We start from the raw sequence: 15,628 nt of genomic DNA, 5'->3' as shown, positions 1-15,628 counted from the left end.
CTCAGTAGATGACGCGGTTGTCCGCGCTCAGCCGGAATTCCCGCGACTTGCGCACATCGCGCGCGATGTTCAGCCGTCGCAGCCACCGGTCGGTGCCGTCGAACCGGGCGCGGAACGGCTTGCGGCCGTGCACCACGCGGTAGTTGTCGATGAAGAGGATTTCGCCCGGCTTCAGCACGACCCCGCCCATCGCGGCGTCGACGGCCGCGAAGAACTTGTCGAGCACCTTCTGCTCTTCCTCGCCCTGCACGTCCTGCATGTAGAACGGGTCGCAGACGAGGTACGGGTCGTCCGGCGAGCCGAAGAGCACTGCCACCGGCTCCGGCTCGTTCAGCGCCTTCTCGACGCGCTGACGGCTGCGCAGCTTGAGCTGCGCGATCTGAGCGTCCTCTGTGGACGATTCGACCGCGTTCTCCGGGCGGTGCGAGTTGTCGGGGAGGATGAAGTACCGCTCCTCGGACAACGCCTTCTTGAGGTCGTCGTCGATCCGCACGTCCGCGATGTCGGCTGCCGTGGTCTCGACGTCGTCCGGGTTGCGCAGGCACATCAGCGCGAGGTAGTCGGTGCGCAGCGGGTGGAACGCGTCCTCGGTGTGCCAGGTGAGCAGCTCGTCGCTCCCCCAGCCGATCTGCTCGCCCGAGTGCTCCTTGATCGGGAAGATGTCGTGCATGATCCGGCCGTCCTGCTGGGTGGCCCAGCCGATCGGCTCGCCCAGCAGATGCGAGATCAGGAAGAACGCGATGTCGTAGCGCAGGGTCGGGACCTGCGCGGGCTTGTCCTTCCAGTGCTTCGGGGTCGGCCCGAGGTCGGCGTCGTCGACCGGCAGGCCGGACACCACGAAGACGCCGGTCGGTTCGGTGAGCCGGAAGTCGTTGAGCGCGCGGCGCACCCCGCGCGGCAGCTCGTCGGCGAAGACGCGGGCCTCCGCCTGGAACTCGGCGGACTCGACGGTGTCGTAGCGGCCTGCGAGCTCGTCGACGATCGTCCAGATCGCGTCGACGTCCTCGGCTGACAGGTTCAGGCGTTGCACGTGCTTTCCTTTCTTAGCTCCAAAGAGCCTGGCCGAAGCGGGCGCGGGGCTCTACGCCTTTGACGCTCCAGCGAAAAGGCCCGGTCAGGCGTTCGACGGTTCGGCCATCGCGACGGCGATCCGGCGCGGCCCGGTGAACGGCTCGCGGGCGTGGGTCGAGAGCATGTTGTCGACGACCAGCAGGTCATCGCGCTGGTAGTCGAACCGGGTGGACGCGGCGCGGTAGCACGAGCGCAGGTGCTCGACGACCTCGTCCGGGATCGGCTCGCCGTCGCCGTAGTAGGTGTTGTTCGGCAGGTTCTCCTCGCCGCACATCTCGAGCAGGCCGAGCCGGATCTCCTCGGGCAGCGTGCTGACGTGGAAGAACGTGGCGTGGTTGAACCAGACCCGCGCACCGGTCACCGGGTGGTCGTGCGACGGCTCGCGCACGGCTCGGGTCCGCAACCTGGTCTCGTCGAGCCATTCGGTCTCGATGCCGTTGCGCGCGCAGTAGGCGTTGACCTCGTCGCGGTCCTCGGTGTTGAACGCCTCGCTCCACGGCAGGCCCAGCTCGTCGCTGTAGTTGCGCACGATCATCCACTTGCGGCGCTCGAACTCGGCGCGGATGTCCCGGTCGATGGACTCGTAGACCGCGCGGGTCGACGAGAGCGGGGTCGCGCCCTGGGTCAGCGGCGGCTCGATGCAGTAGAAGTACAGCGTCAACGGCCACACGGCCTGGTAGGAGTTCTCGTTGTGGGCGAAGATCTCCTCCTGCGGCGGGTAGTCCGTCGAGGTGTAGACGTTGCCGCTGATCCGGCTGCGCGGGGTCGAGCGCTCGGAGTAGGTCAGCGGCGCGCCGGAGAGCTCGCGCACGGCCTGGTCCAGGCCTTCGACCCCGCCGACGTCGAAGCCGCGGAAGAGCACGGCGCCATGCTCGGTGAGCGCCTTGCGGATGTCCGGGCGGTCGAGCTGGATCCGGTCGTGGATCGACGCGCCGCCACCCTCGATGACCAGTGGCAGCCCGCTCATGCGTTCATCGCCTCGATCAGGCTCTTCGGGCGCAGGTCCGTCCAGTTGGCGGTGATGTGGTCGAGCGCGGACTGGCGGTCCGTCTCGGCCAGCGCGACCGTCCAGCCCTCGGGAACCGGCGCGAACGACGGCCAGAGCGAGTGCTGGCCCTCGTCGTTGACCAGCACCAGGTAGGTGGCGTCGGGGTCTTCGAACGGATTGGTGCTCATGATGCGTTCCTTTCGGGAAGGGGATTTTCAGACGACTTCGGGCTGGCGCACGCGCGGCCCTCGGCTCTGCAGCAGCGCCACGCCGAGCCCGGTGAGCGAGTGCAGCACCGAGTTGCGGCTGCGTGCGGTCATCACCAGCCCGGCCTTGCGCAGCACGGTCGCGTGCTTGCTGGCGCCGGCCAGCGAGATGCCGAGGCGCTGGGACAGCTCACCGGTCGTGCAGCTCTCGGTGAGCGCCTGCAGCGCGGCGGCCCTGGTGTGCCCGACCAGCGCCTCGAGCGCGTGATCGCCTCGATCCTCCGCGCGCAGGAGATCCCCGGTGACGGGAACGGAGAACACCAGCGCGGGGATACCGGTCGTCCGCTCGGATTCCAGCACCACCGAGGTGCGGCCGAACAGGAACACCGACGGGGACAGCAGCAGGCCGCGGCCGTCGAGCTGGATGTCGCGGTCGGTCTCGCTGGGGATCTCCAGCACCGGCGCGACCCAGTTCAGTTTGGGGTGCAGCGCGCTGAGCAGGCCTTCGACACCGTTGGTGATCGCGACCCGGCCGAGCGCGTCGCGGACCGACTCGAGATGGGCGCGCACCTGGTCCCAGTACGGGATCACCGCGGCGGAACAGAACTCGAACACGCTCGCGGCCAGCCGGTCATCGCTGTCTTGCTCCAGCAGCGACAGCAGCTCGTCCAGCGGCGGGGTGTCCTTCGCCGCACCGAGTGTGCCCCGCACCTGGCGACGCCACCGGAGGAACGGCACGCTGCTGGACCGGCCGAACTGGTCGAGCGCGAAGACACTCTCCGCGACCGGGCCCAGCCCCGCGACCATGCGTAATCGCGCCAAATCCTCCACGGTGAAATGGATTCTTAACATTCAGGCCTCATTTTGTTGTCCAAGGCCGCCGTGAAAGCCCACCGCATACAATTGTGTGTTCCCGGCCCAGGACGGCACTCCTGGAGAACACGGTGTACACGGAAAGCGGGAATTCACCGCCGCCTCGCGGCGCAGTGACACCGGCGAAGCCGCCGGCGCCGAGCCCCCAAAGCCCGGTGCGCCGCTACCCGGTCTAGCAGCCGGGGAGTTGTCCGGGGCGCGCACCGGCGTCCGGACAAACAATGCCCCGGACAAAACGCGGCCGAACGGACCCCTATTCTTGGGCCGTTCGGTGGCATTCGCCCCATCGGCTCGATACCTTGAGCAACAGTCGTGTAACACGGGTTCTGGGGAACTGTTCGCCATCTGGGGAAGGACGACGTGGGACGGCCTGAGCGCGCCATCGATCCCACCGCGGGCCCACTGCAGGCATTCGCGGTCGAGTTAAGGCAATTACGGGAGACCGCCAGAAGACCCAGCTACCGGGAACTCGCCCGGCGTTCGCACTACTCGGTCACCGTGTTGTCCGAGGCAGCGGGCGGCGACGCGCTCCCGACGCTCGCGGTGACGCTGGCCTACGTTCGTGCTTGCGGTGGCGACGATTCGGTGTGGGCCGAACGGTGGCGCGCACTGGAGGCCCAGCTCGGCGTCAAGGACAGTCCAGAACGGACGGACAAGACCGACCTCGCCCCCTACCTGGGGCTCGCGACGTTCCAGAGCGCGGACGCCGAGCGTTTCTTCGGCAGGGGCAAATTGATCGACGAGCTGTGCAAAAGACTGACCGAATCGCCTTTTCTCGCTGTATTCGGCCCATCCGGAATCGGCAAGAGCTCGCTTTTGCGAGCCGGGCTCATTCCCGCTTTACAGAATGACCACAGTGGCGACGGACGCCATTGGCTGCCCGTGGTGATCACTCCCGGTGAGTATCCGGCGGCCGAACTCTTCGCCAAGTTGACGGAGTCACAGGGCGCGCCCGTCACCGGTTCTCGTATCAGAGACATACTGGAGGGAAAATCCGCGCAAACCGGACTGCTCATCATAGTCGACCAGTTCGAAGAAGTCTTCACATTGTGTCGCGATCGACGGGAACGTGACGAATTCATCAGTACTCTGCTGGACGCGGTCGACGAGAGAGACGGACGTATTCGGGTGGTTCTCGGCGTGCGTGCCGACTTTTACGCGCACTGCGCCGAGCATCCGCCGCTGGTCGCGGCGTTACGCGACCGGCAATTGCTCGTCGGGCCGATGGCCGAGGAAGACCTGCGCTCGGTGATACTCGAACCAGCCTCGATCGCCGGCCTCAAGGTCGAGCAGGCGCTCGTCGAGGCGGTGCTCGCGGACGCGGCCGACCAGCCGGGCGCGTTGCCGCTGGTGTCGCACGCACTGCGCGAGACCTGGTCCCGCCGCCGCGGCCGGATCCTCAGCGTCGCCGCCTACCGCGACACCGGCGGGGTGCGGGGCGCGCTCGCCCGCACGGCCGACCGCGCGTTCGGCGCGCTGGACGCCGACGGCCAGAAGCTCGCCAAACAGCTGCTACTCAGGCTGACCTCGCTGACCGACGGCGCGGACTACACCCGCCGCCGCGCCCGGCATGGCGAGCTGCTCGACAACCCCAACGGCGTCGCGATCGCCCGGGTGCTGGAGCAGCTCGCGCAGGCCAGGCTGATCTCGATCGACGAGGACAACGTAACCATCGCGCACGAGGCGCTCATCCGGAACTGGCCGCTGCTGCGCACCTGGCTGGCCGAAGACCGCGAACTGCTGCGCCAGCACCGCAAACTCACCGAAGCCGCCGCCGAGTGGGACAAGCACGGCCGCGACGACGGTTTCCTCTACCGCGGCACCCGCCTGGCGTCGTATCACGACTTCCCTGCCGACCGCCTCAACGACCTCGAGCTCGCCTTCCTCAGCGAAGGCCGCGCGACCGTCGCCCGTGAACGCGCGGCCCGCCGCCGGCGCCTGCGCATCACCAGCATCACCTGCGGCGCCGCGGCCACGGTCGTGCTCATGCTGGCGACGCTGGCCGGCATGGCGTTGATGCGCGCCGACCGCGCCAACGCGGGCAAGGACTCGGCCTACTCACGCCAGCTCGCCGCTGCCGCCCGCGTCCAGCTCCAGATCGACCCCGAACTCGGGCTCCTGCTCGCCAAGAAGGCCGTCGACGCCGCGCCGACCGAAGAGGCCGCGACCGCGTTGCGCCAGGCGATCGTCGACACGAAGGTCCGCGCCGTGCTCCCCACCGGCCACGGCCCGACCTACGGCATCGCCTACAGCGCCGACGGCCGCCTCGAAGCCACCAGTGGCGAAGACGGCACCGTCCGGCTTTGGGAACGCACCGGCCACAGCATGCCCGGCAGCACCCCTCGCCTCCTGTCCGGGCACAACGGCCCGTTGCGCACCCCCGTGTTCAGCCCCGACAGCCGCTCGGTCGCCGCGGCCGCCAACGACGGCGCGATCCTCATCTGGGACGTCGCAGCGGGTGGCGAGCCTCGCGTGCTTCGCGGGCCCGCGGGCACCACGTGGGCCGTGCGATTCAGCCCGGACGGCAAGCAACTCGCCAGCGCGCACAACGACGGCACGGCCCGCCTCTGGAATCTCGCCACCGGCACTGAAGCCCGCGTGCTGCGCGGCCACACCCGCGCGCTCGCGCTCGCCTTCAGCCCCGACGGCACCGCGCTCGCCACCGGCGGCAGCGACGCGACCGTCCGCATCTGGGACCCGGCCACCGAAACCGAACCGGTCATCCTGCGCGGGCACGGCAACACGGTCGGCGCCGTCGCCTTCAGCCCCGACGGCAAGCAGATCGCCAGCGGCAGCACCGACGGCACGGTCCGCCTCTGGCAGAACCCCGGCAAGGACCCGGTGGTGCTCCGCGGCAACAACGGCACGGTCGACGCGGTCGACTTCAGCCCCGACGGCCAGCGCATCGCCAGCGCGGGAGGCGACGGTTCGGTCCGCATCTGGGACACCACCGCCAGCACCGACCCGCTGGTGCTGCCCGGTCACAAGGGTTCGGTGCCCGGCATCGCGTTCAGCCCGGACGGCCAGGAACTCGCCAGCGCCAGCATGGACGGCACGGTCCGCATCTCCGACCCGACCGGCCTCGGCGCCCCGCAGGTGCTCCACGGTCACGAAGGCGCCGTCTGGAGCGTCGCGGTCAGCCCCGACGGCAGGCGCATCGTCAGCGGCGGCGACGACGGCATCGTCCGCGTCTGGCCGTCCGACGGCCGCGATCCCCTCAACCTCAAGGGCCACACCAAAGCCGTGCTCGCCACGGCCTTCTCCCCCGACGGCAAGCGCGTCGCCAGCGCGGGCGAAGACGGCACACTCCGGATTTGGCCCCTCGACCAACCCGGCGCGCCGGTCGTCCGCACCGCCGACGACCGAGGCCTCGTCTGGACCGTCGCCTTCACCCCCGACGGCCGCCACGTCATCACCGGCGGCAACGACGGCATCGTGCGCGTCTGGTCCACCGATGGCTCAGGCACGCCGTTGTTGTTGCGCGGCCACGAAGGCGGCGTCCGCAACGTGGCGGTCAGTCCTGATGGCAAGCGCATCGCCAGCGCCGGGTACGACGGCACGGTCCGCATCTGGAACACCGACGCCACCGGCGTCCCGATGGTTCTGCGCGGCCACGAGCGCGGCATGGTCTGGAGCGTCGCCTTCTCCCCCGACGGCAAGTGGATCGCCAGCGGCGGCAACGACGGCACGGTCCGCATCTGGAGCGCCGACGGCGCCGGAGCGCCGTTGGTATTGCGCGGTCACCAAGGCGGCCCCGTGTGGAGCGTGGCCTTCAGCCCCGACGAGAACTGGATCGCCAGCACCGGCGACGACGGCACCATCCGGATCTGGGGCGACGAAGGCAACCACTCGTCCTTCGCGGCCCGTGGTTTCGGCGCCCCGGTCAACCTGCTCGCCTTCGCCCCCGACAGCCGCCAGCTGGTCACCGCCAACGGCGACGGCACCATCCGCGTCTGGCACTGCGAAGCCTGCGACTCCCTCGACCTCGTCCGGTCCCTCGCCGACGCGCGGACCACCCGCGAACTCACCCCGGCCGAACGCCGCCTCTTCCTCGGCGACGCCACCGGCTAGCCTCTCGCGCCGGGGTCGTGAGTGTTCCGGCCGGTTCTAACCGGCCATACCACTCACGACCCCGAGCGGCAAGGCAACCCAAGGCCCGGCATAAAGCCCGCTTTATCCCGGCCCCACCCACCGTGCAAGTCGGGATACAGGACTGGTCAACACGCCCTACCGCAGCGTGGGACACGAGCTACCGGACTGGTCGACACGAGATACCCGAGTGGTCGACACGGCGCACCGCGTGTCCCACACTCGGGCACCGCGTGTTCCACGCTCCGGCACCTCGTGTCCCACACTCGGGCACCTCGTGTTCCACGCTCCGGCACCTCGTGTCCCACACTCGGGCACCTCGTGTTGCACGGTCGGGGGCGGGATAAAGCCCGCTTTATGCCGGGTGGGCGAGGGGGTCGTGAGTGTTCCGGCCGGTTAGAACCGGCCGCAGCACTCACGACCCTGGTCATGCGAAGGACTTCAGGTAGCGCAGGGACTCGGCTTCGTCGGTCAGCCAGCCCTCGTAGTCCGACGGGTCGTTGAAGAGCTGGGCGAACCGGTGCGCCACCGCGGGCACCGACTGCGCGGTCTCCAGGGTCGCCAGCACGTGCGGGGGCGGCGGCGCGAGCAGGTCGTTGCTGAACCGCGTCGTCACCCGCGCCAGCGGCCAGAAGTCGGCGAAGCCGCGCCGCATGAACGCCTCGTCGAAGGGTGCGTCGCCCTGTTCGAGGATCCGGGCCTGGTAGGCGGCGGCGCAGTGGGCGGCCAGGTTCGCGCCTTGGCCCGCGATCGGGTCGTTGGTGACCGCGGCGTCGCCCATCGCGAGCACCAGCGCGCCCGACGGGAGCCGGCCGATGGGGTCGCGCACGATCGGAGTGATGCGGCCGTGGAGGTGATCGAGCGGGCCGTTCGGCGCCGCGTGGTCCAGTATCTCCTTGGCCCACGGGAAGAACTCGGCGAGCAGGCGTGCGGCGATCTCGAAGTGCTGGTCGATGTCGGTGACGCCGTCCCAGCAATCCAGTGGGCCGCCGGGGATCCCCGAGAAGTACATCCCGTAGGCTGGGCCGCGAGCCGTGAGAACCGGGAGCGCGAAGTACTCGCCCTCCGGACCCAGGCTGAAGTCAACGCCCGGGAAAACCCGGTCCGAAATACCGCTGACATACATCATCGAGATCGCCCGCTGGGGCTCCGAGTACGGCGAGAAACGGTCGTCCCGCGCGAAAAGCGAGTCGAACTGGGGCCCGCGGCCCGCCGCGACGAGTACCAGGTCGAACTCGCGCGCGTAGGACTCGAGGTCGTCGGGGGTGACCTTGTGGAGCCTGACTTCACCGCCCAGGTCGGCGAACTCGGCCAGCCAGTCCGACATCTTCAGGCGCTGGTCGACGGACTGCGCCGGATGATCGAGCGGGGTCTTCCAGGTGATCGGGCCCGAAGTGAAGGCGACGCCACCGATCGAGGGGACGATGTCGTCCCAGAAGTTGACGCCGAGCGCGCGTTCGTGGCGCAGCGCGGGCTCGAACACGCATTGGTTGGACAGGACGCGGCCGCCGAGGATCGCCGGGGCGTCGCGGTCGGTGATGACCGTGATCTCGTAGCCCTGTTGCTGCAGGCCGAGCGCCAGCAGCAAGCCTGCCTGTCCGGCCCCGATGATGCCGATGCGGCGCATTGCTTTTCTCCCTCCGGCGGTTGCCCGCAACTGTGGACCGGAGGGCACGCCGCCGAACAATGACTTCGGGCGCATTCAAGGGCGGTATTCGCTGCCCGAAAGGGAAAGCCGTGCGGGCCGTATTCGGGATGTCCACAGTTTCCCGAATACGGCCCGCACGCCGGAAACGCGCGAGTGGGCCGGTCGCGCGCCGGTTCTGGGGCCTCAGACCGCGCTGAGGGTTTCCGCGACCCGCTGCCAGACGGGTGCGGGCTCCGCGACCGGTTCGGCGGGCGCGCCGACCGAGGTGGGAGCGGGCAGACGGCGGTCGAGCTCGGCCGTCCAGTGGAGCATGGTGCGGGGAATGTCCCAGCCCGCGAGGCCGACCAGCCTGCCCGCCCTGACGAAGCCGGTGAGGCCGTCGGCGAGGCGGACCGTGTCTTCGCCGAGCGAGGGCATGCCGACCATCTGCAGGCGGACGTCGTACAGCGTCGACCAGGCACGGGGCAGCGGGGTGAACGGCTTGGCGGCCGCGCGGCCCGCCAGCAGGTTCTCCGCGGCGGCGCGGGCGGACTCGACCGCGTTGATCCAGTGCTCGACGCGGCGGGGTTCCTCGTCGAAGCGGAGGTTGGGCCAGCGGGCCACGTCACCCGCCACCACGACGTCCTGGGCGTTCGCGGCGAACAGGTTCGCCTCGCAGAGGACACCGTCGGACAGGTCGAGGCCGGAATTGCGCATCCAGTCGACCGCGGGCACGCTGCCGATCGCCAGTATGACGCAGCTCGCCACGATCAGCTTGTTGTTGGTCAGATGCATGCCGACCGTGTCCTTGGTGCTGATCCAGTGCCGCACCGAGCTGTTCATCGCCAGCCGCGCACGATGGTTCTGCTGCAGTTTCGTCACCGACTCCGAGATCATCGGCCCGAACCGGTGCAACGGCGCGTCGGAATGCCCGACCAGCGTCACGTCGCGGCCCATCTGGCGCATGCTCGCGGCGAACTCGCAGCCGATGAGGCCGCTGCCGATCACCACCGCGGGCTTGGTGGAGACGCCGAGCGCGCGCTTGACGGCCATGGCGTCGTCGACCGTGCGAAGGATCCGTACCCGGGGGTCGTGCCGGGGCGCGCCCGGCAGGTGGCGGGGATACGAGCCGGTCGCGACGATCAGGCCGTCGTACCAGAGCGACTCGCCGCCGGGCAGGTACACGGTGCGCTCGGCGCAGTCGAGATGCGTGGCCCTGGTGCCCAGGCGCCAGCGGACATCGATGTCACGGTAAGCCTGCAAGGACACGTCGATCGGGCGGGCCGCGCCGATGATGAGCTGTTTCGACACCATCGGGCGGTGGTACGGGCGGCGGGGCTCGTCGCCGACGATCACGATCTCGCCGTCGAAGTTGAGCTCCCGTAGCCGTTCCGCGGCGCGCAGGCCCGCGACCCCCGCGCCGACGATGACGATCCGGTCGCCGTCACTCATCGGCCAGGCCTTTCACTCTGACGGCCTGCATCGGGCAGCAGCGGGCCGCGGCGATCACCGGCTCGACGTCGGTCTCGGTCAGCTGGCGGCGGAACCGCAGCCGGCCGTCGCGGCCGAGCTGGAAGATGTCGGGTGCTTCGTACTGGCAAATGCCGTAGAGCTCGCAGCGGTCGTTGTCGACACTGACCCGCGGTCCGGCACGCAAGGTTAATTTCATGCGACTTGCTCCTCCACCAGGCCCATGCGCTCGAGGGTGCGCACCGGCAGGAACCTCAGTACTGCCAACGTCACCGTCGGCACGAGCAGGGTGATGCCGCCCAGCCACAGGATCGCGATGTTGCCGTTCGCGATCGCGCCGAGCAGCGAATGCAACGCGGTCAGCGCCACGGCCGGATAGGCCGTTCGGTGCAACCACAGCCAGCGACGGTACGAGGTGAACCGGTGCAGGCCGGCGGTGATCGCGATGGCCAGCATCAGCTCGAGGCCGATGATCCCGATCGTGTGGCGCGCCATGGTCCCCGGCAGCAGCGGCACGGTCAGCATCGGCAGCGTGAACGCGCCGGTGGACAGGAACAGGAAGCTCAGCGCGTGCACCACGCCGAACGACAAGGTCAGCACCGCGAGCGCGAGATGTCCGCCGCGCAACGCCTTGCGGCCGGTGACATTGCGGACCCACCCGGTCGCGGTGAGCACGCCCCAGCACAAGGTCAAGCACATGAACGCGTAGGCCAGTCGCGCGGACATCTGCGCGATGGACCGGACGCCGTCACTCATTCAGTTCTCCCGGTCGAAGTTTGAGGCGGGTCCGTGAGTTGCGGATCAGCCAGAGCAGCAGCACGGTGGCGCCGCCCAGCAGCAAGGCCAGCACGACCACGGTGATGATGTCGGTGGCCTTGAGGTCGAGCGCGGCGCTCGCGGGCACCGAACTCAGCTGCGGCTGCGGGAGCGCGTCGAATTCGGCCAGCCCGGTGCTCTCCAGCAGCGTGATGTGCCGCAAAACCGCCTGGTTCGCCGTGGTGGCGAACGCGCGGATGCGGTCGTTCCGGGTGCCAGCCCGGATCTGCGCGATCGCGCTGAAGATCACGCCGTGCGCCGCGCGCAACCGGTTCACGAAGATCCGGTCGAATTCGGCGGGCGTGCGCGCGTTCTGCATCTCGTCGAGCCAGCCCTGCTGCTCGGCGGTCGGCCGGTCGGGCAGGCCGATGCCCAGCTCGGCGGCCAGCGCGCGATCCTGCACGTCGAGCCTGCCGTGGTCGACCATGATGGACATGCCGACCTCTTTGACGCGCGGGCTCGCGCCGCGGGTACGCGCCCAGTTGCCTGCGGGCATCTCCCACAGTCCGGCCAGGCGCACCTTCACGATCAGCGTCTCGTCCGTCGAGGTGACGGGCTGGGCTTGCTGGGCGCCCGCGATCGCGGCGAGGGCGAACTGGCCGAGTACCAGCAGGACCAGCAGCACCGCCGCGGCGCGAAGACGTTCAGAAACCGAGCGCATTGGCCTGCCGCGCATCCACCGTGGTCGTGATCTTCTTGCCGTCCGGCGCGATCGGGTACCAGACCTGGTCGGCGCCCATCCCGCCGGTCTCGCCCGGCATCTCGTCCTTGACGTACCGGTAAAGCGGCCAGCCCGCGAGCGTCAACTGGTCACTACCGTCAGTCCTCGTCACCCGACCTATCAGCGCTTTGTCCATTCCGGTGACGTCGAGGTCGTCGTTCGCGCGCGCCGGAATCCACACCTGGGCGCAATTGCCCTGGCAGTTGGATTTCGGCGGGCTCGCGGTGTCCTTGTCGGACCGGTAGAGCGTGAGCCCCTCGGTGTCGACCACCAGCGTGCCCAGGTCGAACGCCCGCACCGCGTGGATGGCGGGCTTCTCGTTCGGGTCGGCCTTCGGCATCTGCATACCGCCGTGACCTGCGCCTGTTCCTGGGTTGTAGGTGTTCGAAGCTCCGGAAGATCCGGTGGCACCGCACGCCGTGGCAAGTGTCAGTGCGGCGAAACACGCCGCGAGCGACACGGTGGAGCGGAGTTTCATGACTTCCTCCTGTCGGGGTCCGGGGAAGCACGACGACGCACCGGGAAAACGGCGCGTTTGATCCACTTTGGACAGTCAGGGTCCATAGTGGATTTTTTTCGGCGTCGCGGGGGAACAACGCTTGTCGGGGGCCTTCGGACGGGGATACGGTCACAGTCCCGACACGGTTCAAAAAACATTCAGCCTGTTTTGCCACTAGACGCGCAACCCCGCCGCCGTAAGGATGTCGTTCCGTGGGACGCCACAGCCGAACTCTGCAGCCCGTCGTCGACACTGTCGATCATGGCGCCGTTTCCGGCGTCCATGATGACCTGGCAAAAGCGTTGTACGCCGAGTTCGGCGGACCGCTGATGGCCTTCACTCTCGGTTTAACCGGACATGACCGTCAGTGGGCCGAGGACGTCGTGCAGGAGACTTTGATCAAGGCGTGGCGCAACGCCGACAAATTGGACCGCCAGCCGGAAATGCTCCGCGCGTGGCTGTTCACCGTCGCCAGGCGCATCGTGATCGACGGCTGGCGCAGCCGCCGCGCGCGCCCGCAGGAAGTCGAGGAGGCCGACGCGGACACCATCGGCGTTCCGGACGAGTCGGAGAAGACACTCGCCGCGTTAGTGGTCTACGACGCCTTGCGCAACCTGTCCCCGGAGCACCGGGAGGCACTCCAGCAGACGTACCTGCGTGACCGAACCGTGAACGAAGTGGCCGCGACACTTGGTGTCCCTCCGGGTACGGTCAAGTCTCGGATCTATCACGCCGTACGGGCCTTGCGCCGCGCTTTGCAGGAACGGGGGTGAGCTGAGGTGGGCGGGACCACCCATACCGACGTCGCCGCTTACGTTCTCGGCCTGCTCTCCGAGAAGGAGAACGCGGCGTTCGAAGAGCACCTGCTGGATTGCCCGAACTGCCAGCTCGACCTGCTCGAGCTGCATCATCTCCCCGATGTGCTGGACCGGGTCAAGGCCACCTGGCCGCGCCCGCCGGTACCGGAGCCCGCCCCGAGAGTGCTGGGCGCGCTGCTCGAGGAGGCCGCGGCGACCCGCCGCAAAAGACGGCGCAGCCGCCAGTTGGCGGTCGCGGCCGCCGTCGCGCTCATCATCGCGGGCCCTGTGGTCACGCTGACCTTCTTCACCCCCTCCTCGGTCGACGGCACGACGCTGGTCGCGCCCATCGAGTCGCCGCCGGCGGCGCCGAGTTCGGCCAAGCCCCCGGCGCCCGGCAGCGGGTCGAGCTCGTTCGGCTGGTCGGACGCGGGCAGCGCGGTGGGCGCCGAGGTCGTCGTGCAGGGCCGCGAGTGGGGCAGCACGGTCGACCTCGAACTCCGCGGCATCGTCGGCCCGAAGCGCTGCCAGCTGCTGGCGATCGCACGCAGCGGCGGCGCGCCGTGGGTGGTGACCACCTGGACCGTGCCGGTCAAGGGCTACGGCGTCGACGGCTCCCCCGACCCGCTGCGGGTCACCGGGAGCACCGCGCTGAGCCCCGGCGAGATCGAGCGGTTCGAGATCCGCGGCGAGAACGGCCAGCTGCTGGCGAGCATCTCCACCTAGCACTCGTTCACACAAAAGCCCCGTTTGTCACTGTGCGGGTGACAAACGGGGCTTTTGTGCGACCGCATCCAGCGCAGATAACGGAACGATAACGGGCGGGTCGCGTTTTAAACCGATCATGGTCGGCCGCCGTATCCATCTATGCCACACCAAAATGGCAACCGGAACCGCCGCTTTCCCGGCCACGGTCCGGATTCCCAGGTTACGAACCATCCGTTAGCTCATTCCCGGGCGGCGCCGTCATGCCCCCTGCCCGGAAGCCGAACGAGGTGAACAGTCAATGGCCCGAAACGAAGGGCGACATCGCATTGCCCGCAGGACGAAGATCGCCACCGGTGTTTTCGCACTGGCGATCGCGGCGGGCGCGCTGGTCGTGAATGTCACCGCCGGTTCACCCGGCGAGGCGAAGGCAGACGGTGCCGACAAGTCCCTGTTCGTGGACATCACCACCGTCAAGCCGAACGTCGCCAAGCCGCAGCCAGGCCGGGGTGCTTCGAAGGGCACCTTCACCGTCAACTGCGGGAAGAACGAGAACGGGCACTTCAACCCCGACAACTTCATCGCACAGCCCGGTGTCCGCAACGGTGCCCAGCACCTGCACGACTACGTCGGAAACCTGTCCACCAACGCGGATTCCAACAACAAGAGCCTGCAGGCAGCGGGCACCACCTGCCGCAACGGGGACAAGTCCGCCTACTTCTGGCCGGTTGTCCGCATCGACACCGGGGACGAGGAAGAGGCCAAAAAGGACAATCCCAAGGCGCAGAACCCGGACCCGCAAAGGGAACAGGCGAAGAAGGCCGACGAGGTGGCCCGCGTCGAATGCCCCGACGTGGCCAGCCAGCTGCCGGAAGAGGTGCCCGCGGCGGCCGAGCAGGAGGTGGGCCGTGAGCTCGACGCACTCGACGCCCAATCCGCACAGGCGGACAAGGACATGGCGGCCGCCGAAGCCGGCGGTGCCAACGGCTCCGCCGAGAAAGCGGTCCTCGATCCGTTGAAGGACAAGCGGGACGCGTCGATCAAGAAGATCAACGACACCATCGCCAAGAACGGCGGGAAGGCCGAGCTCGACCCGGCCGACCTCAAGGACTGTGCGGTGAAGGACAAGAAGAAGGGCAAGAACGGCATCGACAACGGCGACGAGAACAGCCAAGGCGCCGACGCCGCGGCGAAGCTCCCGCCCGCGAACCCCGACAACGAACTGCCCGGCAACGACGGCGTGATCCAGCGGCCCGCGAACGTGGAGCTGACCTTCCAGGGCAGCACCGCGGGCAAGGTCCGTGCCATGCCGAAGTTCCTGCGCGTCCTCTACGGTGACGCCAAGGTCACCACCAACGGGCCCAAGAACGCCAGGGTCAGCTGGACCTGCACGGGGTTCGAGGACCGCCTGATCGACAAGTACCCGATCTGCCCGGATGGCAGCAAGGTCAAGCGGATCCACACCTTCCCGAGCTGCTGGGACGGCAAGAACATCGACAGCGCGAACCACCGCACCCACATCGTCTTCCCCGACGCCAATGGCAAGTGCGGCAACGGTTTCTCGGCGGTCCCCCAGCTGCGCGTCAGCCTCACCTACAACATCCCCCGAGCCATCCAGCTCGCCGGTCAGTACAAAGTGGACGCTTTCCCCGAGGAGAAGCACAACCCGGCGTCCGACCACGACGACTTCGCCAACGTGATGTCCCAGTGCATCATGAGCCGGGTCGTGAACTGCCTCAACAAGGGCCGGACGTGCCGGGAATGAC

The 15,628-nt window shown here is 68.6% G+C and carries 14 protein-coding genes; 4 read left to right on the top strand and 10 right to left on the bottom strand.

Translation table 11 applies throughout. The features are described 5' to 3' along the window. Position 1: 1 nt before the first annotated feature. From gntD to BLV57_RS04865, 4 genes are all read right to left on the bottom strand, one after another. Positions 2-1,030 carry a guanitoxin biosynthesis L-enduracididine beta-hydroxylase GntD gene (gene gntD, locus BLV57_RS04880; protein ID WP_091287060.1) on the bottom strand — a complete coding sequence of 343 codons (1,029 nt, stop codon included), beginning with the start codon at positions 1,028-1,030 and terminating at the stop codon, positions 2-4. 84 nt (positions 1,031-1,114) lie between these two features. Further along, positions 1,115-2,038, bottom strand: coding sequence for a TauD/TfdA family dioxygenase (locus BLV57_RS04875; RefSeq protein WP_091287058.1), 924 nt, complete (start codon positions 2,036-2,038; stop codon positions 1,115-1,117). After that, complete coding sequence (locus BLV57_RS04870; RefSeq protein ID WP_091287056.1) at positions 2,035-2,247, bottom strand: MbtH family protein; 213 nt, start codon at positions 2,245-2,247, stop codon at positions 2,035-2,037. Before BLV57_RS04870 ends, BLV57_RS04875 begins: the two co-directional genes overlap by 4 nt. A 27-nt stretch (positions 2,248-2,274) precedes the next feature. Next, complete coding sequence (locus BLV57_RS04865; RefSeq protein WP_091287053.1) at positions 2,275-3,117, bottom strand: ArsR/SmtB family transcription factor; 843 nt, start codon at positions 3,115-3,117, stop codon at positions 2,275-2,277. A 381-nt stretch (positions 3,118-3,498) separates the two neighbouring features. Between BLV57_RS04865 and BLV57_RS04860 the strand changes: the two genes are divergently transcribed. Continuing rightward, positions 3,499-7,209, top strand: a complete 3,711-nt coding sequence (locus BLV57_RS04860) for an nSTAND1 domain-containing NTPase (protein ID WP_143046983.1) — start codon at positions 3,499-3,501, stop codon at positions 7,207-7,209. A gap of 445 nt (positions 7,210-7,654) precedes the next feature. Here the strand turns inward: BLV57_RS04860 and BLV57_RS04855 are convergent, their stop codons facing one another. The 6 genes from BLV57_RS04855 to BLV57_RS04830 all read right to left on the bottom strand — a co-directional run bounded on the left by BLV57_RS04855 (position 7,655) and on the right by BLV57_RS04830 (position 12,201). Beyond that, entirely contained in the window at positions 7,655-8,854 is a 1,200-nt protein-coding gene (locus BLV57_RS04855; RefSeq protein ID WP_091287049.1) for a styrene monooxygenase/indole monooxygenase family protein, read from the bottom strand. Between the two features lie 204 nt (positions 8,855-9,058). Further along, positions 9,059-10,306: an NAD(P)/FAD-dependent oxidoreductase gene (locus BLV57_RS04850; protein WP_091287047.1), complete on the bottom strand. Its 1,248-nt coding sequence runs from the start codon at positions 10,304-10,306 to the stop codon at positions 9,059-9,061. Next, positions 10,299-10,523, bottom strand: a complete 225-nt coding sequence (locus tag BLV57_RS04845; RefSeq protein WP_091287044.1) for a ferredoxin — start codon at positions 10,521-10,523, stop codon at positions 10,299-10,301. Before BLV57_RS04845 ends, BLV57_RS04850 begins: the two co-directional genes overlap by 8 nt. Continuing rightward, positions 10,520-11,080 carry a ferric reductase-like transmembrane domain-containing protein gene (locus tag BLV57_RS04840; protein ID WP_091287041.1) on the bottom strand — a complete coding sequence of 187 codons (561 nt, stop codon included), beginning with the start codon at positions 11,078-11,080 and terminating at the stop codon, positions 10,520-10,522. The genes BLV57_RS04845 and BLV57_RS04840 overlap by 4 nt, the downstream gene beginning before the upstream one ends. Further along, positions 11,073-11,801: a DUF4142 domain-containing protein gene (locus BLV57_RS04835; protein ID WP_091287039.1), complete on the bottom strand. Its 729-nt coding sequence runs from the start codon at positions 11,799-11,801 to the stop codon at positions 11,073-11,075. Before BLV57_RS04835 ends, BLV57_RS04840 begins: the two co-directional genes overlap by 8 nt. Continuing rightward, positions 11,785-12,201 carry a hypothetical protein gene (locus BLV57_RS04830; protein WP_245757153.1) on the bottom strand — a complete coding sequence of 139 codons (417 nt, stop codon included), beginning with the start codon at positions 12,199-12,201 and terminating at the stop codon, positions 11,785-11,787. Before BLV57_RS04830 ends, BLV57_RS04835 begins: the two co-directional genes overlap by 17 nt. Positions 12,202-12,572: 371 nt before the next feature. On the opposite strand from BLV57_RS04830, the gene BLV57_RS04825 reads away from it, so the two are divergent. The 3 genes from BLV57_RS04825 to BLV57_RS04815 all read left to right on the top strand — a co-directional run bounded on the left by BLV57_RS04825 (position 12,573) and on the right by BLV57_RS04815 (position 15,627). Next, a complete protein-coding gene (locus BLV57_RS04825) occupies positions 12,573-13,133 on the top strand; it encodes a sigma-70 family RNA polymerase sigma factor (protein ID WP_091287033.1) in 561 nt (186 codons plus the stop codon). 6 nt (positions 13,134-13,139) lie between these two features. After that, entirely contained in the window at positions 13,140-13,883 is a 744-nt protein-coding gene (locus tag BLV57_RS04820) for a zf-HC2 domain-containing protein (RefSeq protein WP_091287030.1), read from the top strand. Positions 13,884-14,163: 280 nt separating this feature from the next. Next, a complete protein-coding gene (locus tag BLV57_RS04815; protein WP_091287027.1) occupies positions 14,164-15,627 on the top strand; it encodes a DUF1996 domain-containing protein in 1,464 nt (487 codons plus the stop codon). Position 15,628: the final 1 nt, after the last annotated feature.

The organism is Amycolatopsis xylanica (assembly GCF_900107045.1).
GTDB lineage: Bacteria > Actinomycetota > Actinomycetes > Mycobacteriales > Pseudonocardiaceae > Amycolatopsis > Amycolatopsis xylanica.
The sequence above is the reverse complement of the archived record's forward strand: the minus strand, read 5'-3'. Positions and strand labels throughout refer to the sequence as shown.